The organism is Mesorhizobium sp. AR07, assembly GCF_024746815.1.
Lineage (GTDB): Bacteria > Pseudomonadota > Alphaproteobacteria > Rhizobiales > Rhizobiaceae > Mesorhizobium.
The window spans coordinates 327,570-345,183 of record NZ_CP080526.1 but is presented as its reverse complement, the minus strand read 5'-3'; the positions used below and the strand labels follow the sequence as shown (position 1 = coordinate 345,183).

At 57.2% G+C, this 17,614-nt stretch carries 13 protein-coding genes and 2 pseudogenes; 7 read left to right on the top strand and 8 right to left on the bottom strand.

The features are described 5' to 3' along the window. Positions 1–107: 107 nt before the first annotated feature. Entirely contained in the window at positions 108–1,028 is a 921-nt protein-coding gene (locus BPNPMPFG_RS34400) for a peptidyl-alpha-hydroxyglycine alpha-amidating lyase family protein (protein WP_258597293.1), read from the bottom strand. 307 nt (positions 1,029–1,335) lie between these two features. On the opposite strand from BPNPMPFG_RS34400, the gene BPNPMPFG_RS34395 reads away from it, so the two are divergent. The 4 genes from BPNPMPFG_RS34395 to tnpB (BPNPMPFG_RS34380) all read left to right on the top strand — a co-directional run bounded on the left by BPNPMPFG_RS34395 (position 1,336) and on the right by tnpB (BPNPMPFG_RS34380) (position 5,050). Then, positions 1,336–2,352 carry a 2-hydroxyacid dehydrogenase gene (locus tag BPNPMPFG_RS34395; protein ID WP_258597292.1) on the top strand — a complete coding sequence of 339 codons (1,017 nt, stop codon included), beginning with the start codon at positions 1,336–1,338 and terminating at the stop codon, positions 2,350–2,352. A gap of 159 nt (positions 2,353–2,511) precedes the next feature. Further along, entirely contained in the window at positions 2,512–3,897 is a 1,386-nt protein-coding gene (ehuR, locus tag BPNPMPFG_RS34390) for a MocR-like ectoine utilization transcription factor EhuR (RefSeq protein ID WP_258597290.1), read from the top strand. A gap of 374 nt (positions 3,898–4,271) precedes the next feature. Continuing rightward, on the top strand, positions 4,272–4,775 hold the full coding sequence (gene tnpA, locus BPNPMPFG_RS43305; RefSeq protein WP_413776904.1) for an IS66-like element accessory protein TnpA: 504 nt from the start codon (positions 4,272–4,274) through the stop codon (positions 4,773–4,775). Further along, the gene (gene tnpB, locus BPNPMPFG_RS34380) at positions 4,772–5,050 is read left to right on the top strand and encodes an IS66 family insertion sequence element accessory protein TnpB (RefSeq protein WP_319946015.1); all 279 of its coding nucleotides are present in this window, start codon (positions 4,772–4,774) and stop codon (positions 5,048–5,050) included. The genes tnpA (BPNPMPFG_RS43305) and tnpB (BPNPMPFG_RS34380) overlap by 4 nt, the downstream gene beginning before the upstream one ends. On the opposite strand, the gene tnpC (BPNPMPFG_RS34375) is transcribed toward tnpB (BPNPMPFG_RS34380), so the two are convergent. From tnpC (BPNPMPFG_RS34375) to tnpA (BPNPMPFG_RS43300), 3 genes are all read right to left on the bottom strand, one after another. Beyond that, a protein-coding gene (gene tnpC, locus BPNPMPFG_RS34375; RefSeq protein WP_258597288.1) for an IS66 family transposase occupies positions 5,035–6,727 on the bottom strand; the annotation gives its coding sequence in 2 pieces (ribosomal slippage) (positions 5,035–6,700 and positions 6,699–6,727; 1,695 coding nt in all). The two genes, tnpB (BPNPMPFG_RS34380) and tnpC (BPNPMPFG_RS34375), sit on opposite strands and share 16 nt — an antisense overlap. Before the next feature lie 44 nt (positions 6,728–6,771). Then, on the bottom strand, positions 6,772–7,116 hold the full coding sequence (gene tnpB, locus BPNPMPFG_RS34370; protein WP_258597287.1) for an IS66 family insertion sequence element accessory protein TnpB: 345 nt from the start codon (positions 7,114–7,116) through the stop codon (positions 6,772–6,774). Next, positions 7,113–7,616 carry an IS66-like element accessory protein TnpA gene (gene tnpA, locus BPNPMPFG_RS43300; protein WP_413776904.1) on the bottom strand — a complete coding sequence of 168 codons (504 nt, stop codon included), beginning with the start codon at positions 7,614–7,616 and terminating at the stop codon, positions 7,113–7,115. The genes tnpB (BPNPMPFG_RS34370) and tnpA (BPNPMPFG_RS43300) overlap by 4 nt, the downstream gene beginning before the upstream one ends. A gap of 82 nt (positions 7,617–7,698) precedes the next feature. Here tnpA (BPNPMPFG_RS43300) and tnpB (BPNPMPFG_RS34360) point away from each other — a divergent pair. Both tnpB (BPNPMPFG_RS34360) and tnpC (BPNPMPFG_RS34355) read left to right on the top strand, forming a co-directional pair. Next, a pseudogene (gene tnpB, locus BPNPMPFG_RS34360) lies at positions 7,699–7,863 on the top strand (IS66 family insertion sequence element accessory protein TnpB); the annotation flags it as partial. Positions 7,864–7,907: 44 nt separating this feature from the next. Next, positions 7,908–9,602 (top strand): IS66 family transposase, encoded by a 1,695-nt coding sequence (gene tnpC / locus BPNPMPFG_RS34355; protein ID WP_258597286.1) that lies wholly within the window; start codon positions 7,908–7,910, stop codon positions 9,600–9,602. Positions 9,603–9,884: 282 nt separating this feature from the next. On the opposite strand, the gene BPNPMPFG_RS34350 is transcribed toward tnpC (BPNPMPFG_RS34355), so the two are convergent. Next, positions 9,885–10,277, bottom strand: a complete 393-nt coding sequence (locus BPNPMPFG_RS34350; RefSeq protein ID WP_258597285.1) for an ectoine synthase — start codon at positions 10,275–10,277, stop codon at positions 9,885–9,887. A 10-nt stretch (positions 10,278–10,287) separates the two neighbouring features. Continuing rightward, the gene (ectB, locus tag BPNPMPFG_RS34345; protein ID WP_319946014.1) at positions 10,288–12,189 is read right to left on the bottom strand and encodes a diaminobutyrate--2-oxoglutarate transaminase; all 1,902 of its coding nucleotides are present in this window, start codon (positions 12,187–12,189) and stop codon (positions 10,288–10,290) included. 334 nt (positions 12,190–12,523) lie between these two features. On the opposite strand from ectB, the pseudogene BPNPMPFG_RS34335 reads away from it, so the two are divergent. Next, positions 12,524–13,170, top strand: a pseudogene (locus BPNPMPFG_RS34335) (Mu transposase domain-containing protein); the annotation flags it as partial. 168 nt (positions 13,171–13,338) lie between these two features. Here the strand turns inward: BPNPMPFG_RS34335 and ehuR (BPNPMPFG_RS34330) are convergent. Both ehuR (BPNPMPFG_RS34330) and BPNPMPFG_RS34325 read right to left on the bottom strand, forming a co-directional pair. Next, a complete protein-coding gene (gene ehuR / locus BPNPMPFG_RS34330; RefSeq protein WP_258597283.1) occupies positions 13,339–14,727 on the bottom strand; it encodes a MocR-like ectoine utilization transcription factor EhuR in 1,389 nt (462 codons plus the stop codon). Between the two features lie 175 nt (positions 14,728–14,902). Next, positions 14,903–17,608, bottom strand: coding sequence for an HAD family hydrolase (locus BPNPMPFG_RS34325; RefSeq protein WP_258597282.1), 2,706 nt, complete (start codon positions 17,606–17,608; stop codon positions 14,903–14,905). Between the last annotated feature and the right edge of the window lie 6 nt (positions 17,609–17,614).

The window sequence follows — 17,614 nt, the reverse complement described above, 5'->3', positions numbered from 1 at the left end:
TCCACGAAATCAAGGGTTTGTGCGTGAGCGGAAGGTTACTTCAGATCTATCGCTCTCAACTCGCTAACGAATCGACTGTTAAGGCGCCATCCACTCGCACCGTGCGCTCAGTTTAGTTTTCGGAACTTTGACATACGCCAGCCGTACACTTCGCAGACATAAATATCACCATTTTGAGCGACGCATAGATCGTGTGGTCCGATCAGAGTCTCCTTGTCGTCACTCGCCGTATTATCCCAGCTAGTAAGCAGTTTACCGTCGAGGTCATAGAGTGAAATGGAGCCACTCCCTCGTCCGTTCGTTTTGTCCTCAAACGGCTGTAACTGCGCGAAGTAAACAACATCATCTTTGATACAAATACCGCTCGGATTTCCGAGTTGCCATTCTTCTAGATATTTTCCTTCCATATCAAATAGCTGAACTCTGTCGTTCTCATCATCGCAGATAAGAACTCTGTCCCTGCTGTCGATCCAAACATTGTGAACCAGCTCAAATTGGCCTGGTCCTCGTCCTTGACGCCCCCAAGACAGCAGCAGTTCACCTTTCGAATTGAAGCGGTGAACCTTATGGCCACCATAACCATCCGCGACGAAAATATCTCCGTTCGGTGCAATCGCGAGATTTGTGGGCAGGTTGAAGGGTTGCGAGTGAACCAGCCGCCCCTCGCAAGTAGGCGATGGGGAATTCTTGTTCCCTAAAGTACGCAAAATCTGACCGTGCGGTGAGAACTCCATCGCAACGTGAGCGCCACAATCAACTATCCAGACATTATCGTCTCTCCCGATAAAGATTCCATGAGGTATAGCAGAGAACACACCATCGCCCCACGACCCAATGAAGTCGCCTTCCGGGGTCCAGATAGTTACTGGATGGTTTCCTCGAGAGAGAACGAAGATCTCTCCAGAGGAGTTGATGGCAACATCGCTTGGCTGTCCCATCTCAAAATATTTTGGAACGTTTGGCCAACGCTCGACCCGTTCATAGCGGTACTGGCCTGACCCTAATACTTTCAATTTCTTATTCTCCAAGGCGGGACCCTTGTCTCCGGTCGCGACCCATTGATATGCACCGATGAGGGGCAATGCCAACTATTCTTGCGTTTTAAATAGCTGTCAATATCGAAATTGACACAGTTCAATCCTCGGAACCAAGACCCTATGCGTGCCGCAGGCTGCCGCGAGTGATAAAACAGAGCATGCCGCTGCGTACCGTGCCGCTTGCGAGGCGATGCGCCAAAGGGAAGTTGCTATGATGCAAGTTAGCTATTGATGCATGTCAAGACCGGTGTTAACAGCAAGCGGCTTTCTGTTTTCGCAACCAGTCAGAGGATCAAAAATGAAGGTTTTATTGGGATGGCATGCTACGGACGAGGAGTTGGCAACGGTCCGGCAGTCGCTTCCTGGCGCTACTGTCGTTGGGCCACGTCCTGAGCCATATCTTTCTCGATTCGATCTAACTCTAGAGTCGATCGCAGATACCCTTGGAGACGTGGACGCTTTCGTAGGTTATGTTTTACCCGAAGGGTCGTTAGACATCGCCAAAAAGCTAAAGTTGATATGCTGGATGCATGCCGGCTGCGATGAACTTGACCTGGCTCGCCTAAAGACACTGGGTGTCCAAGTTACCAACTTACGTGGGGCCAACAGTATTGCTGTTGCCGAGCACGCAATGGCGATCATTCTCGGGTTGGCCAAACGTCTGATTGCCAAGCACCAAGCCTGCGTCAACGCTCTCCCAGTGCCAGTTTACGATGCCGATTCCCGCTCAGCGATGTTGCATCGCAGAACCCTTGGGATAATAGGCCTTGGGCAGATTGGAAGTGCGATCGCCCAGCGCGCCAAGGCTTTTGACATGAGAGTTTTGGGCGTTCGCCTCCATCCAGAACTCGGTGCAGGTGTGGCGGATGCAGTTTTCGGCGTCGACCAGATGGCGCATGTGCTGGGAAACAGCGATTACGTTGTGTTGGCGACACCTATCACTCGCAAAACGAACTCGTTTTTCGGGGCAACTGAAATCGATGCGATGAAGTCAGGGGCATTCCTCATAAACATTGCTCGTGGCAATCTTATTCAGGAACGCCCGCTCTATGACGCTTTGAAAAGCGGAAAGATTGCGGGCTACGGTTCTGACGTGTGGTGGACGTATAACAACGCATTTCCAGCAAGTTACCATTTTCCGGTGCCTTCACGAACCGGAATCCAGAGGATGCCGAATGTCATAGGCACGGGTGATCAAGGTGCTAATGCCGATGACGTTCTCGATCGCAACATAGCGCGATCGGTGGAAAGCTTGCTTGAGTTCCAAAACGACAAGCCTCTTACCTGGAAAATCGATCTCGACCTAGGATATTGAAAAGACTTGTTTTTCGAAGGGTGTTGATGGCAAAAACGGCTGGTCAAAATCAAGCGACCAGCCGATCCGCTTCGGGAATTGTCACGGCGAACATACATCGGGTGCCGGAATTCATCGAATTGGTTAGGGCTCTGCCGTACCGAGAGAGGATCGTGCAATATGAATGTGTGGCTACCTGAGCCAGGTTCACTTGAACGTCCAATCTATCTTTCTTTAGCTGAGAAAGTCGTAGAGGCTCTTCAAGCGGGCAAACTGTCGGAGGGAGCGCGCTTGCCAACGCACCGCGAGTTATCGTTCCGCTTGAAGATTTCAGCTCAGACTGTTAGCCGGGCATATGAAGAATTGGCTAGACGGGGTTTGGTCACCAGTTCTGTTGGTCGTGGGAGTTTCGTCAAGGAGTCATTAGACAAGCCGGCTTATCCTCACTCCCCTGAACGCTCCGAAACATCAATTGACCTTTCGATTTTGAAGCCGGTGAGTGATTCAACCCATCTTGAGCATATGCGTAGGGTACTCCAGGATATTGCGGTGGATCTTCCCCTTACGAATTTCTTCTCATTCCGGCCAAATAATGCATTGGCCCGCCATCGTAGCATTGGCGTAGACTGGTTGCGCTCGTATGGCATCGAAGTCGACGAACGCAACTTGGTGGTCACCAATGGTGCAACGCCCGGCATGACACTTGCGTTGATGTCTGTTCTAAGCCCGGGATCGACTCTACTATCCGAGGAAATTGGCCACCACACGCTAAGTCCGCTCGCTGCGTACCTCGGCTCGAAGCTCCATGCGGTGAAAATAGACTCGGAGGGGATTTGTCCAGAGTCGTTGGAGCAGGCTTGTTTGGAGCACAACGCGCGCGCGCTGTTTATTATGCCTGGTCCCATCAGTCCGACTGTGAGTGTCATGAGCAATGGGCGGCGGGCAGAAATCGCTGAAATTGCACGGCGCCATGGGCTATTTATTGTTGAAAATGATCCTCTCGGTGCGCTGGTCGATCGCGGCTTGCTGTCCTTTGTTGAACTCGCTCCCGAACGGACGTTTTATATTACCTCTTTGACAAAGTCCCTGATGCCGGGTTTGCGAACCGGTTATGTGGTCGTTCCAAGTAGCCTGATCCCTGCGGTCACAAATCGATCTCTGGTAACGACCTGGATGGCTACGCCACTGATAGCGGAGATTGCCAGCCGATGGATTGAAGATGGCACTGCGAAAGGCCTTATCGACTGGCAGCGGAAAGCGTTGGCGGAGCGGCACAAACTTGCAGCTGAAATTTTGGGTGGCGTTCCATATCTTTCGCACCCACAAAGTCTTCACATCTGGCTTCCGATACCAAAAGATCACACTGAAGATGGCTTCGTCGCCAATGCGCGTCTCCGCGGAGTGGGTGTCGCACGCGGCAGCGCATTTACGTTATCCCAACACGCGCAGCCTCCTGCAATTCGCATCTCTGTTGGATCAACGCGCCCAGATGAGTTGAGGCGTGGCCTTGAGATAATTTGCGCTATGCTAACAGAGGAGCCTGAACCGATTCTCCACAGGCTGTAATCTATGAGCGAAGCAAGCTGTTGCAGCCCGTCATGGCCACGGAGATCGCCTCCACGCCGAGACGGTGTGGGCGTTAGGCTGGCGGTAGGCAAGAAGAGGTTTCACCTCAAAATCCTTTCGGCGAGGTGGGTTGGTCAGTTGACGACCCGCAGCACTAGCGCCCATCCATAGCCGGCTATTTCGCCGCAAGACGTCTTGCATGCGCGCTGACATCCCTACGTTCTTCTCCTTCTGACGTCGCTCGCAGCACTGCCATGCGTGCGAAGGTCCTCCGAAACGCCAGGGAGGTAGATCGTACGCATACGACGAAGGCCGCCTACTGACGCGTACCTTGAGGCGTTAGTGTCCGCTTAGATTAAGTGGACACTTAGCGAATGAAGTATCTGGCTATGGAGCGGCCGTCGACGGTGGAAGCGAGCACGTCCGCGGCTCTGCCGCTGCCGCCGGGTGCGGGCCGACAGCGGACGCGCCGCTCCTGGACGGTCGAGCAGAAGCTGGCGATCGTGCGTGAGGTGCAGGAGTCCGGTGATCCGGTGTCGGTTGTGGCGCGGCGTCACGACATGAACGCGAACCACTTGTTCATCTGGGTGAAACAAGCCCAGCAAGGGCGATTGGGCCGATCCAACCCGCTGTCCGAGACCCCACCGATCGCCTTCATTGACATGGGTGTTGTCGGTCCCGGCCTGCACGATATAGAGCCGGAAGAGCCTGCTCCTGCGCGATCGCGCTCTGAAGTAGCAGCTGCGACCAGCCAAGCGGTGTCTACCGGTGGCCGGATGGAAATCGTCGGGGCCAACGGCCGGCGTGTGATCGTTGACCGCACTGTCGACGTAAGTGTCCTGCTGCGGATCTTGCAGGGGCTGGAAATGCTGCGATGATCCCGACAGAAGGCGTGCGTGTGTGGCTTGCCACAGGCTACACCGACATGAGATGTGGCTTTCCATCACTTGCGCTACGGGTGCAGGAGGTCCTCAAACATAATCCCCTTGGGGGCAACCTGTTTTGCTTCAGGGGGAAACGCGGAAATTTGTTGAAGGTCATCTGGCATGATGGCCAAGGAGTACGCATACGACGAAGGCCGCATGATTGGCACGCGCGCGCGTGCGCGGCAGGCTCTATGATGGCGTTGCGTGAAGGTCAGGCGGTCTGCTGATCGACCGGTTGGTCGGCGTCGCGCAGCTTTTTCCATTGCCAGGGCAGTAGTTCGTGCAGACGCGAGGCGGGAAGATCGGCAATGCGGGCCAGGACGTCGGCGAGCCAGGCTTTCGGGTCGATGTCGTTGAGGCGTGCCGTGGTGATGAGGGTAAGCATAACGGCGGCGCGGTCGGCGCCGCGCAGGGAACCGGCGAAGGTCCAGTTTCGCCTTCCCAGAGCAATGCCACGCAGCGCTCTTTCGGCCGCGTTGTTGCTGAGGCAGATTCTGCCGTCGTCGATGAAGCGGGCGAAGTCGGCCCAGCGCCTGAGCATGTAGTTGATTGGCTTCAGGACCTCGGAAGAGCGCGAGAGGGTATCGCGCTCGCGGAGCAACCAGGCGTGCATATCGTCGAGAAGTGGTTTGCTCTTCTCCTGCCGCACGGCACGCCGCTCAGCGGCTGTCTTGCCGTTGATGGCGCGCTCGATCTCGAACAGCGCGTCGAGGCGCCTGACCGCCTCCAGCGCGATCGGGGAGATCGGCTTGCCCTTCTTGCCATCCCGGGCCTTTTTCGCGATGTCGGCCAATTCGAAGAATCCTCGCCGCGCATGGGCGTAGCAAAAGGCCGGCGTGATCGGCTGCTCCTTCCGCTGCGGGTCGAACAGCGGCACGAAGCCACTGTAACAGTCGCACTGAAGGATGCCGGCGTACCCGGCCAGATGCTTCTGAGGACGCTCGCCGCGCCGGTCGCTCGAGGCGTAATAGATTGCCGCCGGCGGCGCAGGCCCGGCGAAGGGACGGTCATCGCGCGTATAGTTCCATATGCGCCCGGTCGCGCACTTGCCCTTCGCCAGGATGCGAATGGTGGTGTCGTCGCCATGAAGGCGCTCGGCCGCGAGCACATGGCGCTCGATCAGCTGGAAGAGCGGCATGACGGCGAAGGTTCCGTGGCCGACCTGATCGGCCAGCGTCGACAGCGGCAGGTCGATCCCTTCGGCCTTGAAGCGCGCGCTCTGGCGGTTGAGTGGAGCATGCATGCCGAACTTGTCGAACAGGATTGTCGCCAGCAGTCGGGGGCCGATGAAGCCGCGTGGCGTGGCATGGAACGGCGCTGGCGGCTGGGTGATCTTCTCGCAGTCGCGGCAGGTGAACTTTTCGCGCACCGTCTCGATCAGCTTGAAGCGGCGCGGGATCTCCTCCAGCGTCTCGGTCACGTCCTCACCCAGTTTCGACAGCCGCGATCCGCCGCAGCAGGCGCAGGCAGTTGGAGGGTCGATGACGACGCGCTCGTGTTCGATGTCATCCGGCCATGGCTTGCGCACCGGTCGCTTGCGCGTGAACGGTCGGACCTTCTGCGTCTTCGCCGCCGCGGCCTGCGCGGCCTGCGCGGCAAGCTCGTCCTCGGTCGCCGAGGTGACGAGGTCTTCGAGTTCCAATTCCAACTGCTCGATCAGCCGCGCCGTGCGCTCGGAGCGCTGCCCGTACAGTTCGCGTTTCAGCTTCTCGATGCGCAGCTCGAGATACGCAATCCGCGCCTCGGTGTCGGACAGCATGGCCTGCGCGTTGGCGGCTTCAGCCCGCCAGTTGGCAGCATCCGCGACCGCCACATCGCGTTCCGCCTGCAACGCCTCACGCTCAGCCAGCAGCGCCACGTAGGCGCTGGCAAGATCGAGGGAGCTCAACCGGCTTCGAAGTCATATGCCGATTGAATCACATTCCATCCTATTTTCAACTAAAAAATGCTACCCAACCCGAGCCGGACGCCAGGTTTCCTGAGGGTTCCTCCAGTCTATGCCAGACAAGAGATAACTCAGTTGCGCAGGAGATACTGTCACAGCTCCACCCTCAACTGTCGGCCAGATGAAGCGGCCGCGCTCGAGTCTTTTTGTGAACAGGCATGATCCTTGGCCATCATGCCAGATGACCTTCAACAAATTTCCGCGTTTCCCCCTGAAGCAAAACAGGTTGCCCCCAAGGGGATTATGTTTGAGGACCTCCTGCACCCGTAGCGCAAGTGATGGAAAGCCACATCTCATGTCGGTGTAGCCTGTGGCAAGCCACACACGCACGCCTTCTGTCGGGATCATCGCAGCATTTCCAGCCCCTGCAAGATCCGCAGCAGGACACTTACGTCGACAGTGCGGTCAACGATCACACGCCGGCCGTTGGCCCCGACGATTTCCATCCGGCCACCGGTAGACACCGCTTGGCTGGTCGCAGCTGCTACTTCAGAGCGCGATCGCGCAGGAGCAGGCTCTTCCGGCTCTATATCGTGCAGGCCGGGACCGACAACACCCATGTCAATGAAGGCGATCGGTGGGGTCTCGGACAGCGGGTTGGATCGGCCCAATCGCCCTTGCTGGGCTTGTTTCACCCAGATGAACAAGTGGTTCGCGTTCATGTCGTGACGCCGCGCCACAACCGACACCGGATCACCGGACTCCTGCACCTCACGCACGATCGCCAGCTTCTGCTCGACCGTCCAGGAGCGGCGCGTCCGCTGTCGGCCCGCACCCGGCGGCAGCGGCAGAGCCGCGGACGTGCTCGCTTCCACCGTCGACGGCCGCTCCATAGCCAGATACTTCATTCGCTAAGTGTCCACTTAATCTAAGCGGACACTAACGCCTCAAGGTACGCGTCAGTAGGCGAACTTCGTCGTATGCGTACGCCAAGGATCATGCCTGTTCACAAAAAGACTCGAGCGCGGCCGCTTCATCTGGCCGACAGTTGAGGGTGGAGCTGTGACAGTATCTCCTGCGCAACTGAGTTATCTCTTGTCTGGCATAGACTGGAGGAACCCTCAGGAAACCTGGCGTCCGGCTCGGGTTGGGTAGCATTTTTTAGTTGAAAATAGGATGGAATGTGATTCAATCGGCATATGACTTCGAAGCCGGTTGAGCTCCCCTCGGATCTTGCCAGCGCCTACGTGGCGCTGCTGGCTGAGCGTGAGGCGTTGCAGGCGGAACGCGATGTGGCGGTCGCGGATGCTGCCAACTGGCGGGCTGAAGCCGCCAACGCGCAGGCCATGCTGTCCGACACCGAGGCGCGGATTGCGTATCTCGAGCTGCGCATCGAGAAGCTGAAACGCGAACTGTACGGGCAGCGCTCCGAGCGCACGGCGCGGCTGATCGAGCAGTTGGAATTGGAACTCGAAGACCTCGTCACCTCGGCGACCGAGGACGAGCTTGCCGCGCAGGCCGCGCAGGCCGCGGCGGCGAAGACGCAGAAGGTCCGACCGTTCACGCGCAAGCGACCGGTGCGCAAGCCATGGCCGGATGACATCGAACACGAGCGCGTCGTCATCGACCCTCCAACTGCCTGCGCCTGCTGCGGCGGATCGCGGCTGTCGAAACTGGGTGAGGACGTGACCGAGACGCTGGAGGAGATCCCGCGCCGCTTCAAGCTGATCGAGACGGTGCGCGAAAAGTTCACCTGCCGCGACTGCGAGAAGATCACCCAGCCGCCAGCGCCGTTCCATGCCACGCCACGCGGCTTCATCGGCCCCCGACTGCTGGCGACAATCCTGTTCGACAAGTTCGGCATGCATGCTCCACTCAACCGCCAGAGCGCGCGCTTCAAGGCCGAAGGGATCGACCTGCCGCTGTCGACGCTGGCCGATCAGGTCGGCCACGGAACCTTCGCCGTCATGCCGCTCTTCCAGCTGATCGAGCGCCATGTGCTCGCGGCCGAGCGCCTTCATGGCGACGACACCACCATTCGCATCCTGGCGAAGGGCAAGTGCGCGACCGGGCGCATATGGAACTATACGCGCGATGACCGTCCCTTCGCCGGGCCTGCGCCGCCGGCGGCAATCTATTACGCCTCGAGCGACCGGCGCGGCGAGCGTCCTCAGAAGCATCTGGCCGGGTACGCCGGCATCCTTCAGTGCGACTGTTACAGTGGCTTCGTGCCGCTGTTCGACCCGCAGCGGAAGGAGCAGCCGATCACGCCGGCCTTTTGCTACGCCCATGCGCGGCGAGGATTCTTCGAATTGGCCGACATCGCGAAAAAGGCCCGGGATGGCAAGAAGGGCAAGCCGATCTCCCCGATCGCGCTGGAGGCGGTCAGGCGCCTCGACGCGCTGTTCGAGATCGAGCGCGCCATCAACGGCAAGACAGCCGCTGAGCGGCGTGCCGTGCGGCAGGAGAAGAGCAAACCACTTCTCGACGATATGCACGCCTGGTTGCTCCGCGAGCGCGATACCCTCTCGCGCTCTTCCGAGGTCCTGAAGCCAATCAACTACATGCTCAGGCGCTGGGCCGACTTCGCCCGCTTCATCGACGACGGCAGAATCTGCCTCAGCAACAACGCGGCCGAAAGAGCGCTGCGTGGCATTGCTCTGGGAAGGCGAAACTGGACCTTCGCCGGTTCCCTGCGCGGCGCCGACCGCGCCGCCGTTATGCTTACCCTCATCACCACGGCACGCCTCAACGACATCGACCCGAAAGCCTGGCTCGCCGACGTCCTGGCCCGCATTGCCGATCTTCCCGCCTCGCGTCTGCACGAACTACTGCCCTGGCAATGGAAAAAGCTGCGCGACGCCGACCAACCGGTCGATCAGCAGACCGCCTGACCTTCACGCAACGCCATCATAGAGCCTGCCGCGCACGCGCGCGCGTGCCAATCATGCGGCCTTCGTCGTATGCGTACGGTAGATCGAATCCTCGCATTGTCATACTTTCCTGGTCTGCGGAGGTGCTCGCGCCCCCGGAGGACCGGCTACGGCGCAAAATGGGGAAGATTCAAATGGCACATTTGGGGAGTATTGTTCCGATATCGACAGACGAGCGCGGCGAAGAGGCGGAGGAGCCGAATACTCTCGATGTCGACGCTCATAACCTTCTCTGAGGCGACATCAGATCGCCTCGGAGTCGAGAGGATAGGCGCCGGTCTCATCATGCACCTCGCTGCCGGCCAAGGGAGGGACGAAGACGCAGACTAGGACCAATTCGGTCTCGGCACACAGCAGGTGAGCATCATGCTTGTCGAGCGCGTAAATGATGCCCGGTCGCACGACATGGACCTCCTCTGCCTGCAAATCCTCGATAGAGCCCGTTCCTGAGATGCAGTAGACCGCCTCAAGGTGGTTCCGATAGTGCATCTTGAGCCGGGCGCCCGAATGGATCGTGGTGATATGGAAGGAGAAGCCCATCCCATCGTTCTTGAGGAGCAACCGCACGCTTTCCCAGCTCGTCGTCTGGACCCGCCGGGCTGTCAGTTTCTCCTCATTAAAATCCCTGACGATCATGATTTACCTCTTACGCTGCCCTGTTCACTGTGCCGCCGATTACGCTATCGATAGCGTCCTCGAGAATGTCGAGGCCTTGGCTAAGCTGATCCTCCCTAATGACGAGTGGTGGCAGACACTTCACGACCTCGTCTTTGGGACCAGAGGTCTCGACAATGAGGCCCCTCTGGAAGGCGGTGCTGATGACCTGCCGGGCAGTCTCGCCGGACTTCAGATCGATGCCCCGCATCATGCCACGACCCTTGGCTGATACTCGGGTTGGGTCGTACTTCTGCGCGATCTGCTCAAGCCGGCTTTTCAGCAGGTTGCCTTTCTGGCTGACGGACGCTGCCAAGCTGTCCGTTCGCCAGAAGTGCTCCAGGGCTGCCCGGGCGGTGACGAAAGCATGGCAATTGCCGCGGAACGTTCCATTGTGCTCTCCGGGCTCCCACTTGTCGAGTTGTCGATCAATAAGGACCAGGGCCATAGGCAGGCCATAGCCCGATATCGATTTGGCAATTGTGACGATGTCCGGACGGAGCCCCGCTGCTTCGAAGCTGAAGAACGCATCGGTCCGGCCAACACCCGCCTGGATGTCATCTACGATCAGCAGAGCTCCGTGTTTGCGCGCAATGGCTTCTACTTTGCGCAGCCACTCCGTGCCGGCGACATTCAGGCCGCCTTCGCCCTGAACTGTCTCGACAATCACCGCCGCCGGCGCGTCTACGCCGCTGGAGGGGTCCGAGAGCAGGCGATCAAGGTAATCGGCGGTGTCTACAGCGGATCCAAGATAGCCGTCATAGGGTAGTCGCGTGACGCCGCTGAGCAGCTGGCCGGCAGCAGCGCGGTGATATCGGTTGCCGGTGCAGGATAGAGCGCCGAGGCTCACGCCATGAAAGCCGTTGGTGAAGGCTATAATGTTGGGCCGACCAGTGATCTTGCGCGCTAGCTTGAGGGCAGCCTCGACCGCGTTGGCGCCGGTTGGACCGGGAAACTGCACGACGTAATCTAATTGTCGCGGCCTAAGGATCGTCTCGTGGAATTCTCGCAGAAAAGATTCCTTGGCTTCGTTATACAGATCGAGGCCATGGGTGATGCCGTCGCCCGCAATGTAATCTGCGAGCGCGGACTTCAGCTCGGGGGGATTGTGCCCATAGTTTAAACTCGAGCAGCCCATGAGAAAGTCGAGATAGGCCGTCCCATCTCGCGCAAATAGCTGAGCCCCTCGCGCCCTCGCGAAAACTACGGGAAAGCTGCGGGCGTAGCTGCGCACTTCGGACTCAAAATAGTTGAAGATAGCAAATTCGTCCCCGCCATTTGGTGCACTTCGGTCAGTCATCGTTGCCTCCTTATTTGCGTATTGGCTTGGCAGGTCGGCGGATATGCCCGCAGGGCCGATGGAGCGTACGATGGGTCCGATGGCTATCGTGTGCTCGCTCTCATGCCGTCCTTTGAAATGGACTTCGTGGTCGAACCGGAGAGCTTGCCGGATTGGCGCGCCGAGGTCCTGAGCGACAGCTGAGAAAAACAACCTGGACGCCCGGTTGCTGAGCGTCACCGTGGCCTTGATGTGCGTCACGCTCTCACAAGATGGCCTGTTGAGGGCTGAAATGATCAGGCCCTTGCCCACCCCAGTGTTGCGTTTCTCAGGATGCACGGCAATCTGCCAAATGAAGAGCGTCGAGGGCTCGCCCGGCCGCCGATAAGCCGACATCCACCCAACCACCGCCCCGGCACGCTCAGCGAGCACGCAGGTGTCGGCGAAATCAGTGCAGAGCAGGAGCTCGCAGTACAGCGAGTTGCGGTCCAGTGGCGGGCACTTCGCAATGAGGTCCCATACAACAGCTGCATCAATCTCGGTCGGTCTTCGGAATGTCACTCGCGGCAACGGGACGTTGCGTGGCAACGAGAAGCTCTGGCTATCACTGACCATTCGAACCCTCCCGGCGAACACCAGTGTCGCCTCGGTCGCGTTTCACGAAGAGGATTTCTCAAAAGTCATGCCAATTGCGCCGAGGGCGCCTTAGAAATATTTTTCTGAGCTTTGTTCAATGACTTGACCCGGAGTGCAGCAGGCAGACAGGCCGAAAGCAATGTGTCGGGGATTCGACAAACACCACAGTAGGTTTTCGGTTGCCAGGCGTTTTCTCAGGAATGACGACGGGTAACAACGGGGATGGTAGCGGATCATATTGCGATCGGCGCTGACGACGGAATAGGCCCGCCGCTCCGACAACAAGATTGCGCCCTTTGTCGACTAAATGCGTGAACGCGTCGTCGCCGCGATCCGACCGCAGGATCAGGTGCGGCCCTTCGAGTGCGGTTCGAGACGCCGGCCGGATATCAGGCGCAGGTCGACTTCGCGGTTCACCAGCCCGGCGATACGCATCGGTTGGCTGTTCTCGTTGGTGCTTGGCCACTCGCGCCACATCTTCGCCCGCTACGTCCTGCACCAGGACCTGCAGACGCTACTGCGCGTACCGCGCCAAAACCAAGGGCAAGGTCGGGCGACCGTTTCGTCATATCCATGAGGACTTCTTCCTGCCCCGCTCCTTCCGCAATCTCAACGATCTGAACGATCAGTTGCAATATTGCCTCGACACCGTCGCCAATGCCCGCCTGCACGGCACCACGCAGCGCGTCACGAGCGAGGCCTTTGCGGCAAAAGCAGCTGGAACTTCAATCCCTTCCGGCAGTTCCCTTCGACGCGCTGCTCAAGGAGCGCCGCGTCAGCCATGACGGTCTCGTCTCGATCGGCGGCAACTATTACATCGTTCCCGTTCGCACCCGACTGGTTGTTGAGGTTCACCAGCTTGCCGATCGGATCCGCATCTTGGATGAGGGCCCATTGGTCGCCAGCCATCCCGTTCTCGAAGGACGCTGGCGATACCGGATCAATCCTGCTCATCGACAGGAATTGGGTCGCCAAGCGACGACGAAGGCCACCCGGGCCTTTTTCTTTCACCGCCCCGTAGTATCTGAGCATCCTTCTCTTGCGGTCGTCCAGCTTAGCGCTTCGATTTTCCAACGACGCCTTCTCCAGTGTGCCCACGATTGCCTTGCGCGATAGAGCTGTTCTGGATCAGTACGAAATGCTCATTGGATCGGGATGTTCTTGCAGGAGGGCCGCAATTCGTTCAAGCCCCTCTTTGAAGTCCTGGTCATTTCTATTGGTGTCGCCAAGTGCCAACCGTACTGCATGGGGTTCGACTGCTCGTCCGATGATGAATGGATCGGGAGGGCTGACAAGGAGCCCCAGAGATCGCGCATGATCCACAAAATGGCTGGACCGCCAGTGTTCAGGCAGGGTCAGCCAAGCATGCATCGCGTATGGCTCCGCTTCATAGCTAAATCCCCCGAGTATGTGGTTCAGGATCTCATATCTTGTCTTGAGTTTCTGTCGTTGCCATTCGATCAGTCGATCAATTGTCCCGTCCTGCAGCCAGCGAGCAGCAACGTCAGCGGTCCAGATGTTTGCACTCCATCCGGTGGCCCGAACGCGTGAAATTAGACGAGGTATTGCCGGAATCGGGCCTGCAAGAAATCCTGTCCGTAAAGAAGTCATCACGCACTTCGTAAAGCTCGTCGCGTAGTATGTGCGTTCGGGAGCGAAGCACCACATGGGCTTCGGTCGCTTGGGTATTAGAGGACCGAAGACATCGTCCTCGATGATCGCTACATCATGCCGCCGCGCAATTTCGGCAATCCGCTCGCGACGCGCTTCATCCATGAGGGAGACGGTGGGAGCACTGTAGCAGGGCGTAATGCACAAAACCTTGATGTTTTCGTGCGCACAGGCCTCTTCAAAGGATTCGGGAATAATACCGTTCTGATCGATAGCTAGGCCTCGGAGCCTGATCTTCAGGATTGAGGCATTAATGGTAATAGACGTGTGCACAAGCGCCTCGGTGGCGACCACATCACCAGGCTCGGTTATGCTCGCCATTGCTGTCCAGATCCCGTGAGCCACGCCGTTCGTTACGATCACACTGTCGGCACTCGCCTGCACCCCATTGCGCTCAAGCCAGCCGACGCCAGCTTCGCGATGCTGCACTATGCCCTGGGTTGGCCGATACTCAAGCATGCGCTGGATGGCGCCGTCTTTGGCTGACGCGACCATCGCCTCCCTGAGTACCTCAATATGGATTTCGGAGAGCACCGGCACGATGTTTGAGAAGTCCCGTACGTTCGGCTCTTCGCTATCGGCGAAATACCGCGCACGCTGTTCCGGCCTGAAATACTGAACAAACGTTCCTCGACCAACTTCGCCCGAGAGTAGTCCCTTGCGTTCCGCCTCGGCGTAAGCGCGAGCTACAGTCTGTACGCTAACGCCGAGCCTTTCTGCGAGTTCGCGGTGCGTCGGCAAACGATCACCCGGCTGTAGGGATCTCGAAGCAATGGCTCGCTCAACCGCGTCGATGATTGCCTTGTATCGCGGGCCGACTGAATTAGACAGGTCTGGAATCCACATTGACATAATCCAAAATTACTTTGAAACAGACGTAGGCCTTGAAGCGGTCGAGACCGCGCCAGGTAACATACGTCTGGGGCACGAGATTCCAGCCTCGATGCCGGCGCCGGTCGCTATCCACTCCTCATAGGATCTGAACAGTCCGCCAGTTCAATCGTCGCCGCCGGCGCACTCGCTATCCTCCGAATCCCTTCGGAGCCAGTGAATCACCGTTGCGCGGTCGGCATGACTCTTCCTCCCCTATTGCGACGCGCTTGGCCTCCGCGGCGGATTCAGATGCCCTCGAAACCAATGGGCGAAAGATCACATGATAGTAATGAGGCGTTTTGAACTGTTGCAAATCAATGGGACGTATTGTCGCGACACTTGCCTGTGACAGGCACTGGTAGATCTCTCCCTCTCGGTTGATTTCTTCCAGCTCGAGAGAACTCGATACATTCCTACACACGCTTCTTGCATTATTCAAAAGTTGGATATCTGCGATTTGCAACCACTCGTAGTGCTCTCCAAAGAGCATTTTCACGCCGGTGCCGCATACATATGGCAGCAAAATGGAGAAATATCCTTCATGCAGATGGCGTGCTCGAAGCAAGAGGACTTTGGACTCATGTATGCTCCCTATCGAGACTTTCAGAGGTGAAAACCGCACATTCATATCGTCTGGGCCCAGATCAAGTTGAAATCTTCTTTGCACCAGACCGCTGAATGTGAAGTCAAGCCCCAAGCCGCGCGTTTCATATGCGCCCAGCCGATAGGGTGAGGGCAGGCGCGTCACATTCTTCCAAGCACTTTCTAGATGATAGATCGTCTTCTTGCGATCTGGTCCCATAAACTTGTCGTGCTGGAAGTCCTTGAAATATTCCAACTCCGCTTCAACAGGCATGTAGGCATTCCGGAATAAAGCTGCGTGGGCGGCCCGCTGCAGAATAGAATACTCATGCGTCATACCAGATTTGGTAAAAAACGTCCTCGCGTCATCGATGAACCGCAAGCACTCACCTTGAACATTGGCAACCTTCTCATATTGCTTGTCACTAAGATTGATGTCCGCAATAACTGGCTCGCCGTCAAACTCATAGTCAATTACCGCTCCTTCTTTTACAGTACAGCATTGCTCAAATACCGTCGAATTATCCCAGGTTGACGTAATAAGCGCTTTGCTGTTCGCCGCACGGTAAGATTCGTCGGAGGAGAACACATATCTCCCAAGTATGTCAATATTCAAGTCTTCTTTGAACGCGCGAGCCAGATATTCCTGCGTTCTGCCGTTAAATCCTATATCTGCAAATACAATGGTATCTCCCTCCTCCACCTCCAATTCCTTCGATATATAGCGCATCAGACGGGCGCGCAAAGCAAAAGAGTTCTTGAGGATCAACTCAACCACATCCTCGTCGTGCAGCAACTGATGGAACGCCGTTTTTGGATCTCCAGATTGATGGGCGGCTCGTATTAGCAATTCCGTCACTTCAGGCGGAAGCAAAAGCTGTTTTGCAATGGCATGAAGAGTGTCGCATTCGGGCTCGATCCCGCTGATGTAATAATCGATATCGGCGCGGGTTTTGAGAGAGGCGGCAATGGCATGGAATTTGCGGATTCGTACCAGCTTGCCCACGGGCTTGCGCGCGTAGGCTTCGCACGCGGCTGAAAGAAGATAAGCGTCACGCAACAGAAAGAAGACTTTTACTCGCTTGCCCTGTTGTTGGAGCACCTCCACCTCGTCCATAAGAAAACGGGCATAGGCGTATAGCGCCGGACCAAACGACATGTATCCTATCAATGTCTCAGGCGTGTGCGGACGCAGGTTTGCTGCAGAAAAAACCGGGCGAAACGGACTATAGCATGGCAGAATCACTGCCTCCGGTGCTGCCTGTTCGAGTACAATCAACGAGGATGCTGCGTGCTGTAGGCGCAAGAAATCTGCGACCTCACGATCAAACGGCAAGAAATGCAGCGCTCGTACGCCGAATTTCCGCGGCGCTTGCGCATCGGCTACATCATTGTCTCCGATGTGAAGTAGTTGCGATGCAGGCACCCCACACTCTTTGATTACAATCTGAAAAAGGGAATCGCTCTTGGACGTCCCATAATCGACGGAGCAGTAAACCTTGCTGATTGACTGCATAACGTCTTCAGGCAAATGCCGGGCCAAGAGGCGCCTTAACTCGTCTTCGCGCAAATACGTATCGCTCACGACGATAATTTTGATACCACGGGTGTGCGCCAGTCTGATCAGTTCTACGTACGGCGAGAATGCAAAGCAAACACTCATTTCGGTCCGGATTTCTGCCTCAGCCAATAGCTCCCGTTCCTCACTGGAGAGCGATGTAAAAGACCGATAGATGTCACCGATATCGATTTCCCTGGATCCGTTCTCTAAAGGCTTCGCTCGACGGGCACGCGCCGCAGCGCTAATTCGTTGGTGAGGAGTTACCCCTAACCTTCGCGCGATTGGAGTATTGGCCAGCACGGCAAAAACGTCTCTGGGTGTCGCTGTCTTGCGCCATAGCAACGTATCGAAACAGTCAAGTGAGAGTACCTTTAGGGAGTCTCCAAATTCGTCTAGGACCTTCGGAATATCCTTCGCCGTTATCTGCGCGTTATGGTCGGTGTCACGCATGTTGCTCCAGAGCAGGCGATCCTCCGGTTTTTGTCTTTTGGTGATCTTTTCTGTTAGACCGCCCCCGTCTGGAAACATTGCATCAGGGTGGCCGATAAATCGATAGATGTCGTCATAGACGTCGTCTTCTGGAAGACGCGGAACTATCTCGCCATAAATGTCAGGATCAACCGTATGTTCAATACAGGATCTTCCGGAAGACGGCCGATTAACATCGGCTTGCTTTATCTTGGCGGCAATGCGCTTTAGTATGTGCTGCATATTGTC